Origin of the sequence: Pseudomonas abyssi, from assembly GCF_002307495.1 — a bacterium.
Taxonomy (GTDB): domain Bacteria; phylum Pseudomonadota; class Gammaproteobacteria; order Pseudomonadales; family Pseudomonadaceae; genus Halopseudomonas; species Halopseudomonas abyssi.
The window spans coordinates 366,019-385,636 of sequence record NZ_NTMR01000003.1 but is presented as its reverse complement, the minus strand read 5'-3'; the positions used below and the strand labels follow the sequence as shown (position 1 = coordinate 385,636).

19 protein-coding genes are annotated in these 19,618 nt (G+C 62.3%); 3 read left to right on the top strand and 16 right to left on the bottom strand.

Translation table 11 applies throughout. The annotated features are described in order from the left end of the window. Nucleotides 1-22: 22 nt before the first annotated feature. Nucleotides 23-697, bottom strand: a complete 675-nt coding sequence (gene ccmB, locus CNQ84_RS04295; protein WP_096003665.1) for a heme exporter protein CcmB — start codon at nucleotides 695-697, stop codon at nucleotides 23-25. After that, a complete protein-coding gene (gene ccmA / locus CNQ84_RS04290; RefSeq protein WP_096003664.1) occupies nucleotides 697-1,332 on the bottom strand; it encodes a cytochrome c biogenesis heme-transporting ATPase CcmA in 636 nt (211 codons plus the stop codon). The genes ccmB and ccmA overlap by 1 nt, the downstream gene beginning before the upstream one ends. A gap of 171 nt (nucleotides 1,333-1,503) precedes the next feature. Here ccmA and fliK point away from each other — a divergent pair, with 171 nt between their 5' ends. Continuing rightward, on the top strand, nucleotides 1,504-3,267 hold the full coding sequence (fliK, locus tag CNQ84_RS04285; RefSeq protein WP_165771220.1) for a flagellar hook-length control protein FliK: 1,764 nt from the start codon (nucleotides 1,504-1,506) through the stop codon (nucleotides 3,265-3,267). Further along, the gene (locus CNQ84_RS04280; RefSeq protein WP_083727010.1) at nucleotides 3,267-3,590 is read left to right on the top strand and encodes an EscU/YscU/HrcU family type III secretion system export apparatus switch protein; all 324 of its coding nucleotides are present in this window, start codon (nucleotides 3,267-3,269) and stop codon (nucleotides 3,588-3,590) included. The genes fliK and CNQ84_RS04280 overlap by 1 nt, the downstream gene beginning before the upstream one ends. A 10-nt stretch (nucleotides 3,591-3,600) precedes the next feature. Here the strand turns inward: CNQ84_RS04280 and CNQ84_RS04275 are convergent, their stop codons facing one another. From CNQ84_RS04275 to flhA, 14 genes are all read right to left on the bottom strand, one after another. After that, nucleotides 3,601-4,002 (bottom strand): DUF2802 domain-containing protein, encoded by a 402-nt coding sequence (locus tag CNQ84_RS04275; RefSeq protein ID WP_096003662.1) that lies wholly within the window; start codon nucleotides 4,000-4,002, stop codon nucleotides 3,601-3,603. A 3-nt stretch (nucleotides 4,003-4,005) separates the two neighbouring features. Further along, nucleotides 4,006-4,485: a chemotaxis protein CheW gene (locus CNQ84_RS04270; protein ID WP_096003661.1), complete on the bottom strand. Its 480-nt coding sequence runs from the start codon at nucleotides 4,483-4,485 to the stop codon at nucleotides 4,006-4,008. A gap of 70 nt (nucleotides 4,486-4,555) precedes the next feature. Beyond that, nucleotides 4,556-5,302: a CheW domain-containing protein gene (locus CNQ84_RS04265; RefSeq protein WP_096003660.1), complete on the bottom strand. Its 747-nt coding sequence runs from the start codon at nucleotides 5,300-5,302 to the stop codon at nucleotides 4,556-4,558. A gap of 99 nt (nucleotides 5,303-5,401) precedes the next feature. Beyond that, nucleotides 5,402-6,196 (bottom strand): ParA family protein, encoded by a 795-nt coding sequence (locus CNQ84_RS04260; RefSeq protein WP_083727002.1) that lies wholly within the window; start codon nucleotides 6,194-6,196, stop codon nucleotides 5,402-5,404. 86 nt (nucleotides 6,197-6,282) lie between these two features. Continuing rightward, the gene (motD, locus tag CNQ84_RS04255) at nucleotides 6,283-7,119 is read right to left on the bottom strand and encodes a flagellar motor protein MotD (RefSeq protein WP_096003659.1); all 837 of its coding nucleotides are present in this window, start codon (nucleotides 7,117-7,119) and stop codon (nucleotides 6,283-6,285) included. Nucleotides 7,120-7,135: 16 nt separating this feature from the next. Further along, nucleotides 7,136-7,876 (bottom strand): flagellar motor protein, encoded by a 741-nt coding sequence (locus CNQ84_RS04250; RefSeq protein WP_096003658.1) that lies wholly within the window; start codon nucleotides 7,874-7,876, stop codon nucleotides 7,136-7,138. Next, on the bottom strand, nucleotides 7,876-8,991 hold the full coding sequence (locus CNQ84_RS04245) for a protein-glutamate methylesterase/protein-glutamine glutaminase (protein ID WP_096003657.1): 1,116 nt from the start codon (nucleotides 8,989-8,991) through the stop codon (nucleotides 7,876-7,878). The genes CNQ84_RS04250 and CNQ84_RS04245 overlap by 1 nt, the downstream gene beginning before the upstream one ends. 108 nt (nucleotides 8,992-9,099) lie before the next feature. Beyond that, a complete protein-coding gene (locus CNQ84_RS04240; protein ID WP_096003656.1) occupies nucleotides 9,100-11,382 on the bottom strand; it encodes a chemotaxis protein CheA in 2,283 nt (760 codons plus the stop codon). Between the two features lie 163 nt (nucleotides 11,383-11,545). Further along, nucleotides 11,546-12,337 (bottom strand): protein phosphatase CheZ, encoded by a 792-nt coding sequence (locus tag CNQ84_RS04235; RefSeq protein WP_096003655.1) that lies wholly within the window; start codon nucleotides 12,335-12,337, stop codon nucleotides 11,546-11,548. A gap of 21 nt (nucleotides 12,338-12,358) precedes the next feature. Then, the gene (locus CNQ84_RS04230) at nucleotides 12,359-12,736 is read right to left on the bottom strand and encodes a chemotaxis response regulator CheY (protein ID WP_174704239.1); all 378 of its coding nucleotides are present in this window, start codon (nucleotides 12,734-12,736) and stop codon (nucleotides 12,359-12,361) included. A 219-nt stretch (nucleotides 12,737-12,955) separates the two neighbouring features. Next, entirely contained in the window at nucleotides 12,956-13,693 is a 738-nt protein-coding gene (locus CNQ84_RS04225) for an RNA polymerase sigma factor FliA (protein WP_096003654.1), read from the bottom strand. Continuing rightward, nucleotides 13,690-14,517, bottom strand: coding sequence for a flagellar synthesis regulator FleN (fleN, locus tag CNQ84_RS04220; protein WP_096003653.1), 828 nt, complete (start codon nucleotides 14,515-14,517; stop codon nucleotides 13,690-13,692). The genes CNQ84_RS04225 and fleN overlap by 4 nt, the downstream gene beginning before the upstream one ends. 32 nt (nucleotides 14,518-14,549) lie before the next feature. Then, complete coding sequence (gene flhF / locus CNQ84_RS04215) at nucleotides 14,550-15,923, bottom strand: flagellar biosynthesis GTPase FlhF (RefSeq protein WP_096003652.1); 1,374 nt, start codon at nucleotides 15,921-15,923, stop codon at nucleotides 14,550-14,552. A gap of 60 nt (nucleotides 15,924-15,983) precedes the next feature. Then, nucleotides 15,984-18,110, bottom strand: coding sequence for a flagellar biosynthesis protein FlhA (gene flhA / locus CNQ84_RS04210; protein ID WP_096003651.1), 2,127 nt, complete (start codon nucleotides 18,108-18,110; stop codon nucleotides 15,984-15,986). Between the two features lie 282 nt (nucleotides 18,111-18,392). On the opposite strand from flhA, the gene CNQ84_RS04205 reads away from it, so the two are divergent. Further along, nucleotides 18,393-19,607 (top strand): tetratricopeptide repeat protein, encoded by a 1,215-nt coding sequence (locus tag CNQ84_RS04205; protein WP_096003650.1) that lies wholly within the window; start codon nucleotides 18,393-18,395, stop codon nucleotides 19,605-19,607. Nucleotides 19,608-19,618: the final 11 nt, after the last annotated feature.

Sequence of the window (19,618 nt, the reverse complement as noted above, 5' to 3'; positions counted from 1 at the left end):
TCCGCATGTTCTTCGCTAACCGTCATTCGCTGACCCCGATGCGCAGACCCGCCGCAATGGCCAGAGGTGACAGGCTCAGCGCCAGCACCGCCAGGCAGCTCATCCAGAGCAGGTAGCCCTGCACGGGCAAGCCCTGCAGCGCCGCATCCATGGTGCCGGTGCCGAGAATCAACACCGGGATATACAGGGGCAGAATCAGCAGCGCCAGCAACATGCTGCCGCCACCCTTGAGGCCGACCGTCAGCGCCGCACCAATCGCCCCCAGCAAACTCAATACCGCGGTGCCCAGCAACAGGGTGACACAGAGCACCGGAATCACCGACCAGGGCAGCGCCAGCATCATGCCCAGCAAGGGGGTCAGGAGCACCAGCAGCACGCCGCACATCAGCCAGTGGTGCAGCACCTTGACCAGCACCAGCAGCGTCAGCGGGTGCGGCGAGAGTACCCACTGCTCCAACGAGCCGTCCTCAAAATCGCTGCGAAACAGGCCGTCCAATGACAGCAACGTCGCCAGCAATGCTGCCACCCAGATGACGCCTGAGGCCATGCGTTGCAGCATCTGCGGCTCCGGGCCCACCGCCAGCGGAAACAGGGTAATCACCATGGCGAAGAACACCAGCGGGTTGAGCACATCACCCGGCCGGCGCCAGCTGAGCTGCCATTCACGCTGCAGCAATTGCCAGATCACAGCGCGCATCAGACCACCCGCCCCAGATCCAGCTGACGCACCTGACTCAGGTGATCCAGGCTGTGGTGCGTAGTCAGCACAACGGTGCCGCCGGTATCGGCAAAGGCCAGAATCTGTTGTTCCAGTGCGCGTACGGCGGCCTGATCCAGCGCCGTGAAGGGTTCGTCCAGCACCCAGACCGGCTTGTGCTGCAAACGCAGCCGCGCCAGCGCAACGCGGCGCTGCTGCCCTGCCGACATCTGCCGGCAAGGCACGTCTTCGTAGCCGCGCAGCCCAACGGCTGCCAGGGCATCCCAGATCGCCTCAGGCGCCACCGGCTGATCCAGCGCACACAACCAGGCCAGGTTTTCTTCGGCTGTCAGGGTCGCCTTGACAGCAGTTGCGTGCCCCAGAAACAGCAAGCTGCGGCGCCAGTGCTCGCGTCCCGAGCCACCCAGCACAGACCGGCCGCCGTAATGGACATCACCGTCAGCCGCCGGCATCAGCCCGGCCAGAATACGCAGCAAGCTGGTCTTGCCGGCGCCATTCGGCCCGGCCACCTGCAGCACCTCACCGGCCTGCAGGCGACAACTCAGCCCGCGAAACAACTCGCGCTCATCCCGCTCGCAAGTCAGGTCGATGATGTCGATCTGCTCAGCCGCCACCTGTACTCCGTAGGCTACCCTGTCGAGTCGCCACCCTATTCATGTTCTTGCGCTGGCTGCCGCTATACTCTGTCAGGCCAGCAGACTCCGCCGAGCGCTATTATTTCAGCGGCGCCATTATACATGCAGCCCCTTGGCCGGGGACCTCGATTTACGTCAACATGTGACAACATGAGCCCTGATATTCGCCTGCCACCGACCAGCCCGACCCAGCCCACAGCGCCCGCCAGCGCGGCGCCGGCCCGCAGTGCCGACGCGCTGGTGGTCGCCCTGCAACTCTTGCGGCCAATTGACGCATTGGCCCTGCTGGGCGGCGAACAGGCACGTGCAGAGGTCATCCAGAGCAGCGAGCGGCCCAACGCCAATGGCCAGTTTGAACTGCTGCTGCGCATCTCGAAACAGAACCTTGGTACTGCCCCCTCAACCGCTACCAGCACGACCTTGCCCACCAGCAGCCCACAGCCCTTGCCTGCCGGCAGCCAGTTGCTGGTTCAAGCAATCTCGCAGAACCAGTTGATGGCTGCCTTGCAGCCAGCCACCGGCGCTGCTCCCGGACCGCCCTTGACGCGGCTCGACCCGCAGCAGTTCCCTGCTGGCAGCCAGTTGCAGGCAAGGGTTCTCGAGCAGCAAGCGGTACCCGCGCCCGACGGCAAGATCGCCCGCTATCAGCTGGTTGCTGAGCTAGTGCAGCAAAGCGCTCCGCAAGTCCTGCTGCAGCTGAGCAGCACGCGCCCGGTCGCCCCCGGCACCCAACTCAACGCCACCGTTGGCAGCCAGGGCGAATTGCGCGTGCAAAGTGCCAGCGAACAGCTGCGCCAGGCCGATCTGCTGCAAGGGCTGCGTGAGGCACTGCAACGCCAGGGCTCTGCCGAACCGCTTTTGGCCCGCCTGCAGACCCTGGCCAGCAACCCGCAGCCACTGCCAGCGGTGCCGCAGTTGCACCAGGCGATTCAGAGCGTGCTCAATCAGATCGTCAGCGCGCCGCAGTTGACCACCGCGACCGGCGTGGCCAACGCCGTCGCCCAGAGCGGCGCCTTTCTGGAGAGCAACCTGGCGCAGTTAGCACAAATTCTCGGTCGCCAGGCTGCTGCCGCGCCCGCACCAGTCCCCCCTGCTGGCAGCGAGCCGGTGGCCAACCCGGCCACCCTCACCGCAGAGGGTGCCCCCCGGATACCCAATCCCCTGCCCGCGCTCGACAAGCTGCTGCCGCTGCTCGCCAGTCTGGCCAGCCCGGCCGCCGCCGAGCCGCTAGCCGGCGCCGACTTCAAAGGCGCCCTGCTCGGCCTGCTGGTCACCCTGCAACAACAACTGCCGCCAGGCAGCCTGCAAACCGCCGGTCTGCCGCCAGGCCCCTGGCAGCAGGCGATACAGGCAGCGCAGCAGCAATCGGCCGCCAAGCCCGGCCTATTCCCGCTGCCCAGTCGCGCATTGCAGGCATTGGGCGACACCGGTGATCTGGGCAGCCTGCTGCGACTGACTGCGGCCCTGCTCTCGCGCATCCAGCATCATCAGTTGCAGAGCATGGGCCAGACCCAGACGTTTTCAGACGGCAGCACCCAGACCACCTGGCAGCTGGAAATTCCGCTGCGCGACGGTCAGCAGTTCAACCACGTACAGATGCGCATTCAACGCGACAGCCCCGCGCCGGATCGCGAGCAGCCCGAGCCGGTGCCTGTCTGGGAAGTCCGCCTGGCCTTCAACCTGGATCACCTGGGCAGCCTGCAGGCCATTGCCAGGCTGCGCAACGATCGCGTCAGCAGCGAACTATGGGCCGAACAGCAACCGACACTCGCGCTACTGAACAGCGAACTGAGCACCCTGCGTGATCGCCTGCTGGCCAAGGGGCTGGATGTCGGCGAGATCAGCTGCCACTGCGGCACACCGCCTGCCCCACGGCAGGCCGTACAGCAAACCTGGATCGACGAGGTCACCTGATGAGCGATGCACGCGAAGCGATCGCCCTGGTCTACGACGGCGGAGAACAGGCCCCCACCATCACCGCCAAGGGCGAAGGCGACCTGGCCGAGCAGATCGTTCAGCTGGCGATGCAGTATGAAGTGCCGATTTACGAAAATGCGGACCTGGCGCGCATGCTCGCGCGTATGGAACTGGGTGATCAGATCCCGGAGGCGCTCTATCGCACCATCGCCGAGATCATCGCCTTTGCCTGGTACATCAAAGGCAAACGCCCGAAAGGCTTTGATCCCGATGGCGGAAAGGAGAAGCCGCTCCAACTGGAAAACAGGAAGGAAGAGTAAAGCGCGTAGGTTATGCCTGGCGCGAGGCGTGCAACTTGACGAACAGCTCGGCCTCGGCCTTGGACAGGCCACAGGACTGGGTCAGGTCTTCGATGCTCGCGCCCATGCCAACCAGGCGCGCAGCCTGGTTGTAGGGGAGAGACTGCGGGTCGTGCTGCTCCAGCTTGAGCTGTTTGTCTTCCAGACGTTTCACCTGCTGACGCAGCGCGATGATTTCCTCACCCATGCGAATACTACCCTGCTGAAAGGTCGCCAGCTCACGCGACAGCTGCTCCAGCCGGGTCTGCAGCCGGGCTTCCTGTTGCTGCTGTTCAACCGGCAGACGGCGTACCTGCATGAACAGCACCGCCAGCGCGGCCAGCAGGATACCGAGCAGCCCGCCGAGGACCAGCAGCAACCAGGGTTCATTCATCAATCAGAACCCTGACAGCTCAGCCCACTCATCTTCGGTCATCATCTTTTCCAGATCGACCAGAATCAGCAGTTCGTTGTTCTTGTTGCAGACACCCTGAATAAACTTGGCTGACTCGTCGGTCCCCACGTTGGGTGCGGTTTCGATCTCGGACTGACGCAGGTAAACCACTTCAGCGACCGAGTCGACCAGAATGCCGACAACCTGCTTGTCGGCTTCAATGATGACGATACGGGTGTTGTCGGTAATCGGAGCCGGAGTCAGACCAAAACGCTGGCGGGTATCGATCACCGTCACCACGTTGCCGCGCAGGTTGATGATGCCGAGCACATAGGTTGGCGCGCCGGGGACCGGTGCAATCTCGGTGTGCCGCAGCACCTCCTGCACCTGCATCACGTTGATGCCGTAACTCTCGTTGTCCAGACGAAAGGTCACCCATTGCAGGATCGGATCTTCAGCACCTTGTCCCGAATTATTTTTCATTGTCTTGCTTCCCGATCATCGTTGAAGTCCAAGGCCACGCCCATCGCTTGGCGACGCAGCCCTGCCATACTCATCCTAATGCTGGCGCAGCGGCATTACCAGCCGCACCGCCACTGCCCACAATCAGCTCGGCCAGCGCCGAGACATCCAGCAATGCACACATGTGTTCGATCACCGTCCCGGCCAGCCAGGGCCGCTTGCCCTGCTGCGAACGCCACTTGACCTGCTCCGGACTGAGGCGAATGGACTGCTGCACACCATGCACCGCCATCCCCCAGTCGTAACCTTCCACGGAAATAACAAAACCAAGGGTGTCCTGCAGCTCAGGCGTGTAGCGCTCCGGCATCACCCAGCGAGCAGTATCCAACACCTTCAGATTGCCCGCCGGCGTGGACAGAATGCCAAGAAACCAGTCTGGTTGACCAAACAACGGGGTGATTTCGCCCTCCAGCGGATAAATACTGCCCAGCAGCACCAGAGGGACGGCGAGTTTCAGGCCACCGACATCGAACAGCAGCGCCTCGAAGGGCTCCTCGCGCCAGGCCGCAATGGCCTGCTGCACCGGCGGTGGCGCAGCCGGCGGCTCAATCATCGGTTCAGCCGGCATCTGCGGCTCGGTGATCTCCACCGGGCGCTCCAGCTTATGCACAACCGCCGCCCGCGGCGCCTCTGTCACTACCGGGGCCGGTGCAGACGCCGCCACCTCGGCGTCCGCGCGCGCCAGCTCGTCGGCCGCATCCTGCAGCAACGCATCCAGATAATGCTGGATGGTCTGCTCAGGAACATATTGCTGTACCGGTAACTGGGGCTTGTTCATAACCTGGACATCAGCTCACTACGCCGCGCACGGCCTTGATTGTGTATCGGCTTGTCGTGCCAAAGCATTAGCCGCTCCGGTCACGGAGTTTCGCATGGCTCAGGCGACCTGCTCGCCACGGCTCAACGATTGCGCCAGAAGGTAACGCAGCAACGCGCGATAGGCCAGCACACCGCGCGCATTGCCATCGAGCTGCGACGGCACCACACCAGCCAGACTGGCGTCACGCAGTTTGGTATCGATCGGGATGTAGGCTTGCCAGAGGTGCTCGGCGTAATCGCGACGCAGCAGGCGCAGGGTGTTCAGCGACGCCTGGGTGCGCCGATCAAACAGCGTCGGCACAATGGTATACGGCAGCGCCTGCTTGCGGGAGCGGTTGACCATATTCAACGTGTGTACCATGCGCTCGAGGCCCTTGAGCGCAAGAAACTCGGTTTGCACCGGGATGATCAGCTGCTCGCAGGCCGCCAACGCGTTGATCATGGACACGCCCAACAGGGGCGGGCTGTCGATGATCACGAACTGGTAGTCATTCCACAGCTGCGCCAGCGCCCGGGAAATCACCAGCCCATAACCGCCCTGGGCAGCCGACTGCCGCTCCAGCGTTGCCAATGAGGTACTGGAGGGCATGAGGCGGATATTTGGGTGGGAAGTATCCTTGAGCAACGCGGCAGCCAGGCCGTCAGGTACCTGGCCATTATGCTGGAACAGATTGAATACGCTGCTGGTGAGCTGGTCAGGATCATGACCAAAATAGCTGGTCATGGAGCCATGCGGATCTAGGTCTACCACCAGCACCTGCTGGCCTTGGTCCGCCAGCAGGCCAGCCAGCGCCACGGCGGACGTGGTTTTACCCACTCCCCCTTTCTGGTTGGCAACGGCCCAGACTCTCATACCTTTCCTCCGCAGGTGTGCCATGGAATGGACACCCTTACACCGTGAGAACACGACAACATTTTGACAGACCAATCCATTTCCGACTACCGGAATGGATTCGATGCAGAACCCGTGCCAGAAGCCTCGGAGGGCAAACGCGCCTCACGCATCTCGTCCACCCCTTCGGTCGGCGCCGCAAAGGGCTCATGCCGCCGATCCAGAAAGCGCGACACCAGCAGCACCACACGCCGATTGGCCCGCCGCCCAGCAGCCGTGTTGTTATCGGCCACCGGTCTAAACTCACCATAGCCTACCGCAGCCAGTCGGTCAGGGTTCACGCCGCCATTGCTGAGCATTCGTACGACGGTCGCCGCACGCGCTGCAGACAACTCCCAGTTGGTTGGGTAGCGTCCCGAGCGAATCGGGATGTTGTCGGTAAAGCCCTCGACATGGACCGGGTTGTCATAGGGCTTGAGGATGTCCGCAATGCGCTCTACCAGGTCGAAGGCAGCATCCAGCGGCAGAGCATCGCCACTGGGGAACAGCAGCCCCGAGTTCAGCTCGATCTCGACCCACAGCTCATTGCCACGCACTTCCAGCTCACCAGCCTGAATCAACTCACCGAAGGCGGACTGCATGGCACTGGTGATATCGGCCAACGCCTGGCTACCAGAGTCTGGCGTACCTGCGCCGCTGGCGTCGTTGTTCTCGCGGGTCAGGCCACGCGGCAGCTGGTCACCGATCTGAATAGGATCGACCGAACGCTGAGGCTGATTGAAAGCGCCCTCCAGGGTATCGGACAGCACCTTGTACTTGCCCTCGTTGACCGAGGAGATGGAATACATGACGACGAAAAAGGCGAAGAGCAAGGTGATGAAATCGGCATAGGACACCAGCCATCGCTCGTGATTTTCGTGTTCTTCATGACGTTTGCGACGCATGCTGGCAGCCTCCGACTCAGTCGAGGAAGCCTTCAAGCTTCATTTCGATGGAACGCGGGTTTTCACCTTCAGCAATCGACAGCAGCCCTTCCAGCATCATCTCACGATACTTGGACTGCTGCAGCACCACCGACTTGAGCTTGGCCGCTACCGGCAGCAGGAACAGGTTGGCCAGCGCCACACCGTAAATAGTCGCGACGAAAGCAACCGCTATGCCGGCGCCCAGGCGCGACGGATCAGCCAGATTACCCATGACATGAATCAGCCCCATGACCGCGCCGATGATGCCGATGGTGGGCGAGTAGCCCCCCATGCTCTCGTACACCTTGGCCGCCATCAGGTCAGCATGCTCGCGATTGACCAGCTCCACTTCCAGAATACTGCGCAGCGCCTCCGGCTCACTACCGTCGACCAGCAACTGCAGCCCCTTGCGGGCAAAGGCGTCGGGCTCCAGTTCGGCCAACGACTCCAGTCCGAGCAGACCTTCCTTGCGGGCAATGGTGCTCCAGTTGATCACCTGGGCAATGCCCTCGCGCAGACGATTGGAAGGCGGAAACACAATCCAGCGCAAAATCACCAAGGCGCGCTTGAACACGGTCAGCGGCGTCTGGATAAAGGCAGCGCCCAAGGTGCCGCCGATCACGATCAGCGCCGCCGGACCGTTCAACAGCGCACTGGCATGCCCGCCCTCCAGATAATTGCCGCCGATAATGGCGACAAAGGCCAGAATGACGCCAATGACGCTGAGAATATCCATCAACCAATCTCTGCCAGGTAGCGACCGATGTCATCCAGCGGGTAGATGCCGTCGGCCAGATTGGCCTTGGCCACGGCCATCGGCATGCCATAAATCACGCAGCTGGCCTCATCCTGTGCCCAGACCGCACTGCCGGCCTGCTTGAGCAGGCGCGCGCCTTCGCGGCCATCAGCGCCCATGCCGGTCAAGACAATGGCCAGTACCTTGTCCTGAAAGGCCTTGGCGGCAGAGCCGAAAGTAACGTCGACACAGGGTTTGTAATTCAGTCGCTCATCGCCGGGCAGGATGCGCACCACACCACGCGAGTCCACCATCATCTGCTTGCCGCCCGGCGCCAACAGAGCGCGCCCAGGACGCAAGGTGTCGCCGTCCTCGGCTTCCTTGACAGAGATTCGGCAGAGTTTATCGAGCCGCTCGGCAAACGCCTTGGTGAAGGCAGCAGGCATGTGCTGTACCAGCAACAGCGGCGCGGGGAAGTTGGCAGGCAGTTGGGTCAGCACCTTCTGCAGTGCGACCGGGCCGCCCGTGGAGGTGCCGATGGCTACCAGCTTGTAGCTACGCTTGCGCGGCGCCGGACTGGTTTTGGCCGGCGTAGTGGGAGCTGCGACCGGGCGCGGCGGCGGCGCGGCCGGCGTTGGGCTGATACCGCGCGCCGGCGGGCTCAGGGTGCTGGCTGGCTGTGCGTGATGGGTGTTGCTCAAACCCAGCGAGCGGCGATTGGTGCGCGCCAGGCCCTGCACTCGCTCGCACAGCAGCTGGCGCACCTTGTCCGGGTTACGCGAGATGTCTTCAAAGTTCTTGGGGAGATAGTCGGCCGCGCCGGCATCCAGCGCATCCAGACTGACGCGAGCGCCCTCGTAGGTCAGCGAGGAAAACATGATGACCGGCGTCGGGCAGCGCTGCATGATCTGACGCACCGCTTCAATGCCATCCATGACCGGCATCTCGTAATCCATGGTGATCACGTCCGGATGCAACGCCAGGGTCTGTTCAATCGCCTCGCGGCCATTGTTGGCGGTGCCAACCACCTGGATTTGCGGGTCGCCCGCCAGAATCTCCGTCACCCTGCGGCGAAAGAAACCCGAATCGTCGACCACCAGAACCTTGACCGCCATACCCTCTCCCGAACTGCTTCCTGCATCTAATATGAGTCGTGCCGCACCACAGGCAAAATGCCGGGCGCTTGCCGTGCCGGAGCCCCTTGCAGGCTCCGGCTCAGGCTATCACATGCGCCGCGCGTAGCGCTTGAGCAGACTGGGAATATCCAGGATCAGAGCAATGCGCCCATCACCGGTAATCGTTGCGCCCGCCATGCCTGCCGTGCCTTGCAGCATGCGACCCAGCGGTTTAATCACGACCTCTTCCTGGCCAACCAGCTGATCGACCACAAACCCGACACGCTGCGTGCCGACCGAAACGATCACCACACTGGCGGCAGAATGGTCACTGGTATCCTCGACACCCGGCATCAGCCAACGCTTGAGGTAGAACAGCGGCAGCGCCTTGTCGCGCACGATGATGACTTCCTGGCCGTCGACGACGTTGGTACGCGACAGGTCCAGGCTGTAAATCTCGTTCACGCTGACCAGCGGCAGGGCAAACGCCTGATCGGCCAGCATGACCATCAGCGTCGGCATGATGGCCAGGGTCAGGGGCACCTTGATCGCAATGCGCGACCCCTGCCCCTTGGTTGACTCGATATTGATAGTGCCGTTGAGCTGGGAGATCTTGGTCTTGACCACGTCCATGCCGACACCGCGACCGGATACGTCGGAAATTTCGGTCTTGGTCGAGAATCCGGGCGCCAGAATCAGGTTGAAGCATTCGGTGTCGCTCAAACGATCCGCCGCATCCTTCTCCATCATGCCCTTCTCTACGGCCTTGGCACGCAGGATTTCCGGGTCCATGCCCTTGCCGTCATCGACGATGGTGAGCAGGATGTGATCGCCTTCCTGCTGCGCCGACAGCACCACCTTGCCGGTACGCGCCTTGCCGGCCGCTTCACGCTCGTCCGGCATTTCGATGCCATGGTCAACCGAGTTGCGCACCAGGTGGACCAACGGATCGGCCAGCGCCTCAACCAGGTTCTTGTCCAGATCGGTCTCTTCGCCGATCAGTTCAAGGTTGATTTCTTTCTTCAGGTTCCGCGCCAGGTCTCGCACCACACGCGGGAATCGGCCAAAGACTTTTTTGATGGGCTGCATGCGGGTCTTCATGACCGACATCTGCAGGTCGGCTGTCACCACATCCAGATTGGCAACGGCCTTGCCCAGCTCCTCATCACCGCTGGAGAGCCCCAGGCGCACCAGGCGGTTGCGCACCAGCACCAGTTCGCCAACCATGTTCATGATTTCGTCCAGCCGTGCAGTATCTACCCGCACGGTGGTTTCGGCCGCAGCAGGCGCTTCGGCAGCGTTGGCCGGCTTGCTCGCCACAGGGGCGGCAGGCGCCTTGGCTGCAGGAGCGGCCGCCGACTTGGCAGCAGGTTTGGGCGTTTCAGCCTTAGCTGCCGGCTTGGCTGGCGGTGCGGCGGGCTTGGGCGGCGTTACCGCACCAGCGGACTCGGCAGCGGCGCCGGGCGCACTGCCCTTGCCATGCAGCTGATCCAGCAGCGCCTCAAATTCATCGTCGGTAATGTTGTCCGAGCCCGCTGCCGCTGTGGCTGGCGATTCGCCTGCGTCCACCTCACCGGCGGCTTGCTGCCCCGGTGCTGAGCCCTTGCCGTGCAGTTCGTCAAGCAATGCTTCAAATTCGTCATCGCTGATGTCATCACTGGCCGCGGAGCCACTTGCAGGGCTGTCTGCTGCAGCGCCGGCGGCGGGCGCAGCCGGTGCGGCGGCCGGCGCCTTGCCGCTGCCATGCAACTGGTCAAGCAGCGCTTCAAATTCGTCGTCGGTGATCTCGTCAGAGTCTGCAGCAGCGGCGGGCTTTTCGGGTATCGCCGGCTGTGCAGCGGGGTTGCCGCCGTCGCCGTGCAATGCGTCGAGCAGCTGTTCAAACTCGTCGTCGGTAATGTCGCCGCTGTCAGCAGTGCCGGCTGAAGGCGCAGCCTCAGGCTCGGCAGCGGGCGCAGGCTCAGGGGCGGGTTGCGGAGCGGCTGCGGCCTCGTCAGCCGAAGCCGGCTGCGCCAGCTGGGACAAGGCCTCAAGCAACGCGGGATCGGCCGGAGTTGGCTCCTGCCGATCGCGCACCTGATCAAACATGCTGTTGACGGTATCCAACGCCTGCAGCACGACATCCATCAGCTCCGAGGTAACTTTACGCTCGCCCTTGCGCAGGATGTCGAACACGTTCTCAGCGATGTGGCAGCAGGCCACCAGCGCATCAAGCTGCAGAAAGCCGGCGCCGCCCTTGACGGTGTGGAAGCCGCGGAAGATGGCATTGAGCAGGTCCATGTCGTCGGGCCGGTTTTCCAGCTCGACCAGTTGCTCGGACAATTGCTCCAGAATCTCTCCGGCCTCGACCAGAAAGTCCTGGAGAATTTCTTCATCCGCTTCGAAACTCATGCACCCACTCCCCTCGGGCGTGTTATCGGTAAACGGCTTGGCGCCACCCAGGCTTGCCTGCTGCGCGCACCGTTGTTATTGAGCGCTGCGGTCCGGCAGGTGCCTGATTTGCCAGCTGTCAGTCGGGCCACGCCGGAGCAAGGCACGGCGACTTCGGCAGGAGTCAGAAGCCCAGACTGGACAGGAGATCATCAACTTCGTCCTGACCGGAAACAACGTCTTCTCTTTTATCGGCATGAATCTGCGGACCTTCACCCTTGGATGAGGTTTTTTTTGTCTCGCCGGCCTCGGCGTGACTGATACCGGTGATGCGATCCACCTGTCCAGCCATGCGCACCAGACTGACAAGGCTCTCCTCGACGTCGTGCACCAGCGTGATCACGCGCTTGATCACCTGACCTGTCAGGTCCTGGTAATCCTGGGCGATCAGAATATCGTTGAGGTGCGCTGACACCTCGGAACTGGTGGTTTCGGTACGGTCCAGAAACTCGCCCACGCGACGATACAGATCACGAAATTCATCAGCAGCCATTTCGCGCCGTTGCAGGCGCTGCCAGTCTGCCTTGAGTGCGCTGGCCTGCTGGCCCAGCTCGGACACCTTGGGCGCACTGACCTCGACCAGATCCATGGTGCGGTTGGCCGCCTTGTCGGTCAGTTGAACAACATAATCCAGGCGATCAGAGGCGTCGGAAATTTTGGACGTTTCAGCATCACCGCCCAGGGCATGGGAGGTGTCTATCTGGAAGTTGACAATCGCGTTATGCAGGGCGCGGGTCAGTTGACCGACCTCGTGATACAAACCACGATCGCGCGCCTGATTAATGGCGTGAATCACCAGCAGCGCCTCGGCGAAGTCGCCATTTTCAAGGTGACCAACCAGCTGGTGCGCATTGTCCTTGAGAGAATGTTCGAATTCCTGGGCAGTCGCCTGACCGGGATCCTTGCTCAAAGCCATAACCTGTACCCCGGCTGATTGTTATTTGGGTTGCACCCGCTCGAAAATCTTCTCGATCTTTTCTTTCAGCGCCTGCGCAGTGAAGGGTTTGACGACGTAGCCATTCACGCCGGCCTGCGCCGCCTCGATGATCTGGTCACGTTTGGCCTCGGCGGTCACCATGAGTACCGGCAGGTGCTTGAGTCGATCGTCTGCTCGTACGGCACGCAGCAGATCAATGCCGCTCATGCCCGGCATGTTCCAGTCGGTTACCAGAAAGTCGAAGTTGCCGCTTTGCAGCATCGGCAGCGCCGTATTGCCGTCATCGGCCTCTGCGGTGTTGGTAAACCCGAGGTCGCGCAACAGGTTCTTGATGATGCGCCTCATCGTCGAAAAATCATCAACGATGAGAATTTTCATATTCTTGTCCAAGTCGACCTCCGTACAAACCAGGATAAGTGCAGGCCTGCACTCCCAAAACCCATTGCCAATGGCCACACAAGCCGTAGAAGAAGCTCTGAGCAGGCCACTGATCTCAATGGCCTGTTCAGATGCGCCCTGTTCAACGCCGGTTACCGCACCCTGACGGCCATCTGCCAGCCAGGCAATCCGAGCATTGTCCGGATGTTGGCGACAAAATCAATCATTTCGCCAGTTTGTCAGCTTTGCCCGCAGCCGAGCGGCGCACTGGCTATGCAGCTGGCTGACCCGCGACTCGCTGACGCCCAAGACCGCACCGATCTCCTTGAGGTTCAGCTCCTCATCATAATACAGCGACAGCAGCAGTCGTTCGCGCTCCGGCAGACCATCGATCGCCTCTACCAGCGCCGCGCGAAACCGCTCGTCCTGCAGGCCGCTCAAGGGCTCCTCTCCCCCTTGCACATCAGCCGGTGCCCCGGCCTCCAGCAGATCGTCGAAACTGAACAGCTTGCTGCCGGCGGTATCACTCAGAATCGCGTAATACTCCTCCAGGCTCATATCCAGTTCGGCTGCAACCTCGTGATCTTTAGCGTCACGTCCCAATCGCGCCTCGACCGCGCGCATCGCGTCACTGACCATGCGCGTATTACGGTGCACCGAGCGCGGGGCCCAGTCGCCCTTGCGAACCTCATCAAGCATGGCGCCACGAATGCGGATGCCGGCGTAGGTTTCAAAGCTGGCGCCCTTGCCAAAATCGAACTTGCGGGAGGCTTCAAGCAAGCCAATCATGCCGGCTTGCATAAGATCTTCGACCTGGACGCTGGAAGGCAGACGTCCAAGCAGGTGGTAGGCGATACGTTTGACCAGCGGGGCATACTGCTCGACTAGGCGATCCTGCTGCTCAGCCGAGCCTTGTGCGCGTGTATACATGTTCAATCTGCCAGCCTGTGCTGTCATAGACCGGTTCCTGTCGGCTGCACCAGGCGCTCGACAAAGAACTCCAGGTGACCGCGGGGGTTGGCTGGCAACGGCCAGGCATCCACCTTCTGGGCAATGGCCCGAATCGCCAGCGACGCCTTGCTGCGCGGAAACGCCTCGAACACTGCGCGCTGCTTCTGCACCGACTTGCGCACAGCCTCATCAAAGGGAACCGCGCCAACATACTGCAGGGCCACATCCAGAAAACGGTCAGTTACCTTGGTGAGTTTAGCAAACACCATACGCCCTTCCTGCGGCGTGCCCACCATATTGGCCAATACACGGAAACGGGTCATGCCGTGATCGCGGTTGAGCAGCTTGATCAGCGCGTAGGCGTCGGTAATGGAGGTCGGCTCATCGCAGACGACAATCAGCGCTTCCTGCGCGGCGCGGACAAAACTGACCACAGAGTCGCCAATACCGGCGGCGGTGTCCACGACCAGCACATCGATGTTGTCGCCAATTTCACTGAACGCCTGAATCAGACCCGCGTGCTGTTGCGGGCTGAGGCTGACCATGTTGGCGGCACCGGAGGCGGCGGGCACGATGCGAATGCCGCCGGGGCCGGTGACCATGACATCGCGCAGGTCGCATTTGCCTTCGAGCACATCGGCCAGCGTCGCCTTGGGTTTGAGACCGAGCAGGACGTCGACGTTGGCCAGGCCAAGGTCAGCGTCCAGCAGCACGACGCGCCGCCCCATGTCGGCCAACGCCAGACTGAGGTTGACCGACACGTTGGTCTTGCCGATGCCGCCTTTGCCGCCGGTGACTGCGATAACCTGAACCGGGTGATTGCTGCCCATCTGCGCTTGGTACCTTGTCTGTTTAACTTAACTTAGCCTGCCCGCTGGCCGTGCATCATACCGGCAAACACATCTGCCATGGCCTGATCCGCCGGCGCTTCGTTGCCTGCCATGCTGACCGCACGGCTGACCAGCTGATGGCCCACGGCCTTGCTCAAATCGTCCGGAATCCGCTGGCCATCTGCCAGATAGGCTACCGGCAAACCCTGCTCCATAGCCAGCCCCAGTGACTCTCCCAGCGTAGCTGCTTCATCGACCTTGGTCAGGATACAACCAGAGAGGCCGCAGGACTTGTAATTGTGATAGGCCGCTTTCATCACCCGATGCTGACTGGTCGCTGCCAGCACCAGCAGATTGCGCACCTGACGCCCCTGCTGGGCCAGTGCATCCAGCTGCCCACGCAGGTAGGGATCATTCGCCTGCAGGCCTGCGGTGTCGATCAGCACCAGGCGTTTGCCGGCAAAGTCGGCCAACACGTCGCTGAGGTTCTGCTTGTCGTCAACCACCTTGACCGGCACGTTGAGAATCCGCCCCAGGGTGCGTAGCTGTTCGTGCGCGCCAATCCGGTAAGTATCCATGGTCACCAGCGCAACATGCTGGCTGCCGTGCTTGAGCACATAACGGGCGGCCAGCTTGCCAAGGGTCGTCGTCTTGCCGGCACCGGTGGGGCCAACCAGAGCGATCACACCGCCGGCATCAATGGGCTCTTCGCGCAGCACCGGGACGCGATGCGCCAGGTGCGCCAGCAGCATGCGCCAGGCTTGCCGTACGTCACTCACGTCAGAAACCTGACGCAGCAATCCCTGGCAGACATCAGCCGGCAGCCCCATCTGCGTCAAACGACGCCAGAGGCCAGCCTGCTTGGGCTTTTGCTGATTCAGTTGGCCCCAGGCCAGGCCACCCAGCTGGGATTCGAGCATCTCGCGCAGCCCCGCCAGCTCGGCGCGCATGGCACTGAGCCCAGCGCTGTCGGCTTCAGCCGCCGGCGCCGGGGTCGCAGCCTGAGCACGGCGCGGTGCCGCCTGCGCAGCGGGAGCCGGTTCAGTCGGCTCCTGAATCAGTCGATCCAGCAGCTCGCGCGCCTCGGCAGAGCCCTGACGGGCAGCGTGGCGGGTGCTGTCACCAAACAGCTGGCGGTTGACCAGCGGCTGATCGTGGGACGCCATCTGGCCGTCCTCCAGCTCAGCGCGGGCCGCAACAATGCGCTCCTGGGTCTTTTTCAGCTCCTGGTCCAGACCGGGCGTCGGCGCGCTCAGGCGCGGCGCCTCGTAATCCAGCGCTGCCGTCAGCTCGACGCCGCCAGCCACCCGACGGTTGGCAATGATGGACGCATCGGCACCCAGCTCATCGCGGACCAGCTTCATCGCCTGACGCATATCGGCGGCAAAGAAACGTTTGACTTTCATGGCTGACCTCGTCGCTTAACGGTCATCTGCCGCAGCAGATGCCTCAATCATTCGGTGCTGCTAGTTCTGGCCAACCGTCGCAATGATGGTGACCTGCTTGCTGTCCGGTATTTCCTGGTAGGACAGTACATGGGCTCCGGGCGCCGCATAGCGGACAAACTTGGCCATCATCATGCGAATCGGCCCGGCCACCAGCAGAATCGCCGGCTTGCCCTGCACCTCCTGCCGTTGTACCGCGTCGGACAGCGAGCGTTGCAGCTTCTCGGCCATGCCCGGCTCCAACAACATTCCGTCATCAGCGCCCTGCCCGGCCTTCTGCAGACTCTGTAGCAACATCTGTTCCAACCTGGGCTCCAGAGTGATCACAGGCAGCTCGGAGTCAAGCCCCACAATGCTTTGCACGATGGAGCGTGACAGCGCGACCCGCACGGCGCCAATCAGCGCGCCGGTATCTTGACTCTTGCCCGAGTTGTTGGCGATGGCCTCGGCGATGGTGCGGATATCCCGCACCGGCACCTGCTCCTGCAGCAGCCCCTGCAGCACCTTGAGCAGATTGGAGACCGAAATCAGGCCCGGCACCAGCTCCTCGGCCAGCTTTGGCGAGGCCTTGGCCAGCACCTGCATCAATTGCTGCACTTCCTCATGCCCAATGAGTTCGTGCGCGTGCTTGTGCAGAATCTGGTTGATGTGGGTAGCGACCACGGTACTGGCGTCTACCACGGTGTACCCCAGTGATTGGGCCTGGTCCTTCTGTGATGCTTCGATCCAGACCGCATCCAGCCCAAAGGCCGGATCCTTGCCGGCAATGCCCTTGATCTCGCCGAACACCTGTCCGGGGTTGATCGCCAACTCGCGGTCCGGATAGATCTCGGCCTCGGCCACACTCACCCCCATCAGCGTCAGACGATAGGCGTTGGGGGCCAGATCCAGGTTGTCGCGGATGTGGACCGACGGCATCAGAAAGCCCAGGTCCTGCGAGAGCTTTTTGCGCACGCCCTTGATACGTGCCAGCAGCTGTCCACCCTGATTGCGATCGACCAGCGGGATCAGACGATAGCCAACCTCCAGCCCGACCATGTCCACCGGGGTAACGTCATCCCAGCCCAGCTCGCGGGTTTCCGGCGCCTGCACGGCCGGCAGTTGCGCCTGCTTGCGCTCGGCTTCGACTTCTTCTTCAGCCTTCTCCTTCTGGCGCTTGGCGATAAACCAGGCGCCACCGGCGGCAATGGCGCCCAGACTGAGAAACGAAAAGTGCGGCATGCCGGGGATCAGGCCCATCACGATCAGAATCGCCGCCGCCACCGCCAACGCCTTGGGCGAGGCGAACATCTGACGCTGAACCTGCGCGCCCATGTCCTCGGAGGTGGAGACACGGGTCACCATGATGGCCGCCGCTGTCGACAACAGCAGCGACGGAATCTGCGCCACCAGACCGTCACCGATGGTCAGCAGCACATAGATGCGGCCTGCCTCGGCAAACGGCAGGCCATGCTGCGCCATACCAATAGCCAGACCACCAAGCACGTTGATGAACAGGATCAGCAGGCCGGCAATGGCATCGCCGCGCACGAATTTGCTGGCACCGTCCATGGAGCCGTAGAACTCGGCTTCCTGCGCCACTTCCCGACGACGGGTCTTGGCCTGCTCCTGATCGATCAGGCCGGAGTTCAGGTCGGCATCAATCGCCATCTGCTTGCCAGGCATCGCATCCAGGGTAAAGCGTGCGCTGACCTCGGAAATCCGCCCGGCGCCCTTGGTGACCACCACAAAGTTGATGATCATCAAGATGGCAAAGACCACCAGACCGACAACATAGTTGCCGCCGATCACCACCTCACCAAAGGCCTGAATCACCTTGCCGGCGGCGTCGCCACCCTCGTGACCGTATAGCAGCACCACGCGGGTAGAGGCCACATTCAGCGCCAGACGCAGCAACGTCGAGATCAGCAGAATGGTCGGGAATACCGCAAAATCCAGCGGCCGCAGCGCGTAGGCGCAGACCAGCAGCACCACCAGTGACAGCGCGATATTGAAGGTAAAGAACACGTCCAGCAGAAAGGGCGGGATCGGCAGCATCATCATGCCGAGCATCACCAGCAGCAGCACCGGAATCCCCAGGCTGCCATGACGCAGCCCGGCCAGATTGGTCCGCATGTTGCCCATCAGTTGCGCGCGATCAACAGCCATTGGCAGAAGTGTCCCCGAATCAAATATTTGACGCTATTCACATACTTGTCGGGGACTACGCAAAAAGCGTTCCAGCTCTTCGGCAACCTGTCGCCATTCGATGGAACCCCATCGACAAAACGACTGTCTATTTGCCATCATGCATGGGCTGCGCGGGCTTTCTGATAGACTGACCACCGCTGCAATGGCAAAGGATGGCCACAGGCGCACAACGCCTGTTCTTCAGCCTTTGCCCGGCAGCGCCGTCTCGACAGAGGCCGCTCGCCACCTCACCAGAGAGAGATGATGCGGATCCACACTACCGTGCTGTTGGTGCTCGCCATAGCGCTTGGCGGCTGTCAAACGCTGTCCGACCGGAACAACGTTCTGAGTCGCTCGGGTGAAGCCATCAAAACGCAGGCTCAGAAACTGGCAGACCTGGCAGCCAACATGACTGGCGACCCGCAGGCTGAAGCACGGCATGCTGAAGTCGAAGCGCTATTCGACCAGGCCTACATTGACCCGCTGACCCGCTACCTGAACAACCATACCGACGACCCCGACTACCGCGACTACCTGCCTGTGGTGCGCGCAGAAAGAGACAGTCGCTGCCGCGCTATCGCCTATCGCTACAACAGCCAGCCGGCCACCCGCGACTCACTGCAGCGCCTTGAGGCGGGCTACGCGTTTTCCTGTCCTGAGGTGGTCAATGAGTTTGCCAAGCGCGTGCCAGCAAGCGCCGCATCCGACGAGCATACAGCTGCCGCAGGATCGCCTGCCGCAAGGTCGCCCGGCGCAAGCAACACCGGCAACACAGCGCAGACCGGCAGCTCCGCCCAGGCGCAGGAGTGCTATCTGCTGTTCGCGATCAAAAACTACCAGCAGGCCGAATCGATCTGCCGCACCGCAGCCAACGCGGGTGACGCCAAAGCCCGACATCACCTGGCCACCATCAGCAACAGCAACGGCAATCAGACCGAGGCGCTGCGCTGGGCTCGCCTGGCAGCCGATCAGGGGCAGGCCAATGGTCAACTGCTACTCGCCGAGCTGCTCAAACCGCAAGCCCCCGAGGAAGCCTTTGGCTGGCTACAGAAAGCCGCCGCCCAGCAGCTGCCCGAGGCCCACTACCAACTGGCGCAGGCCTATCAGCAAGGCCAGGGCACCGCGGCCGACCCGGGACGCGCCGAAAGCCAGCTGCGCCAGGCTGCCGCGGCCGGCTACCTGCCAGCCATGCTTGCCCTTGGTATCGACAAGAACGGCACAGCCGCTGGACGATACTGGCTGGAGCAGGCCGCCGAGCGCGGCTCCGCCGAAGCGCAATACCGCCTGGGGCTGGACTACCTGCGCGGCACAGGTGGCCCGGAAGACCCGCAAACCGCCTACGTCTGGCTGAGCCTGTCACTGGTCAATGGCGAACAGCGCGGCAAGCGCTATCTTGAACAACTCTCGGGGCAGCTGGACGGCACGCAGCTGGCCGCCGCTCGCAACCAGATACAACGCCGCCTCAATAGCCGCTGAACACCGGAGCC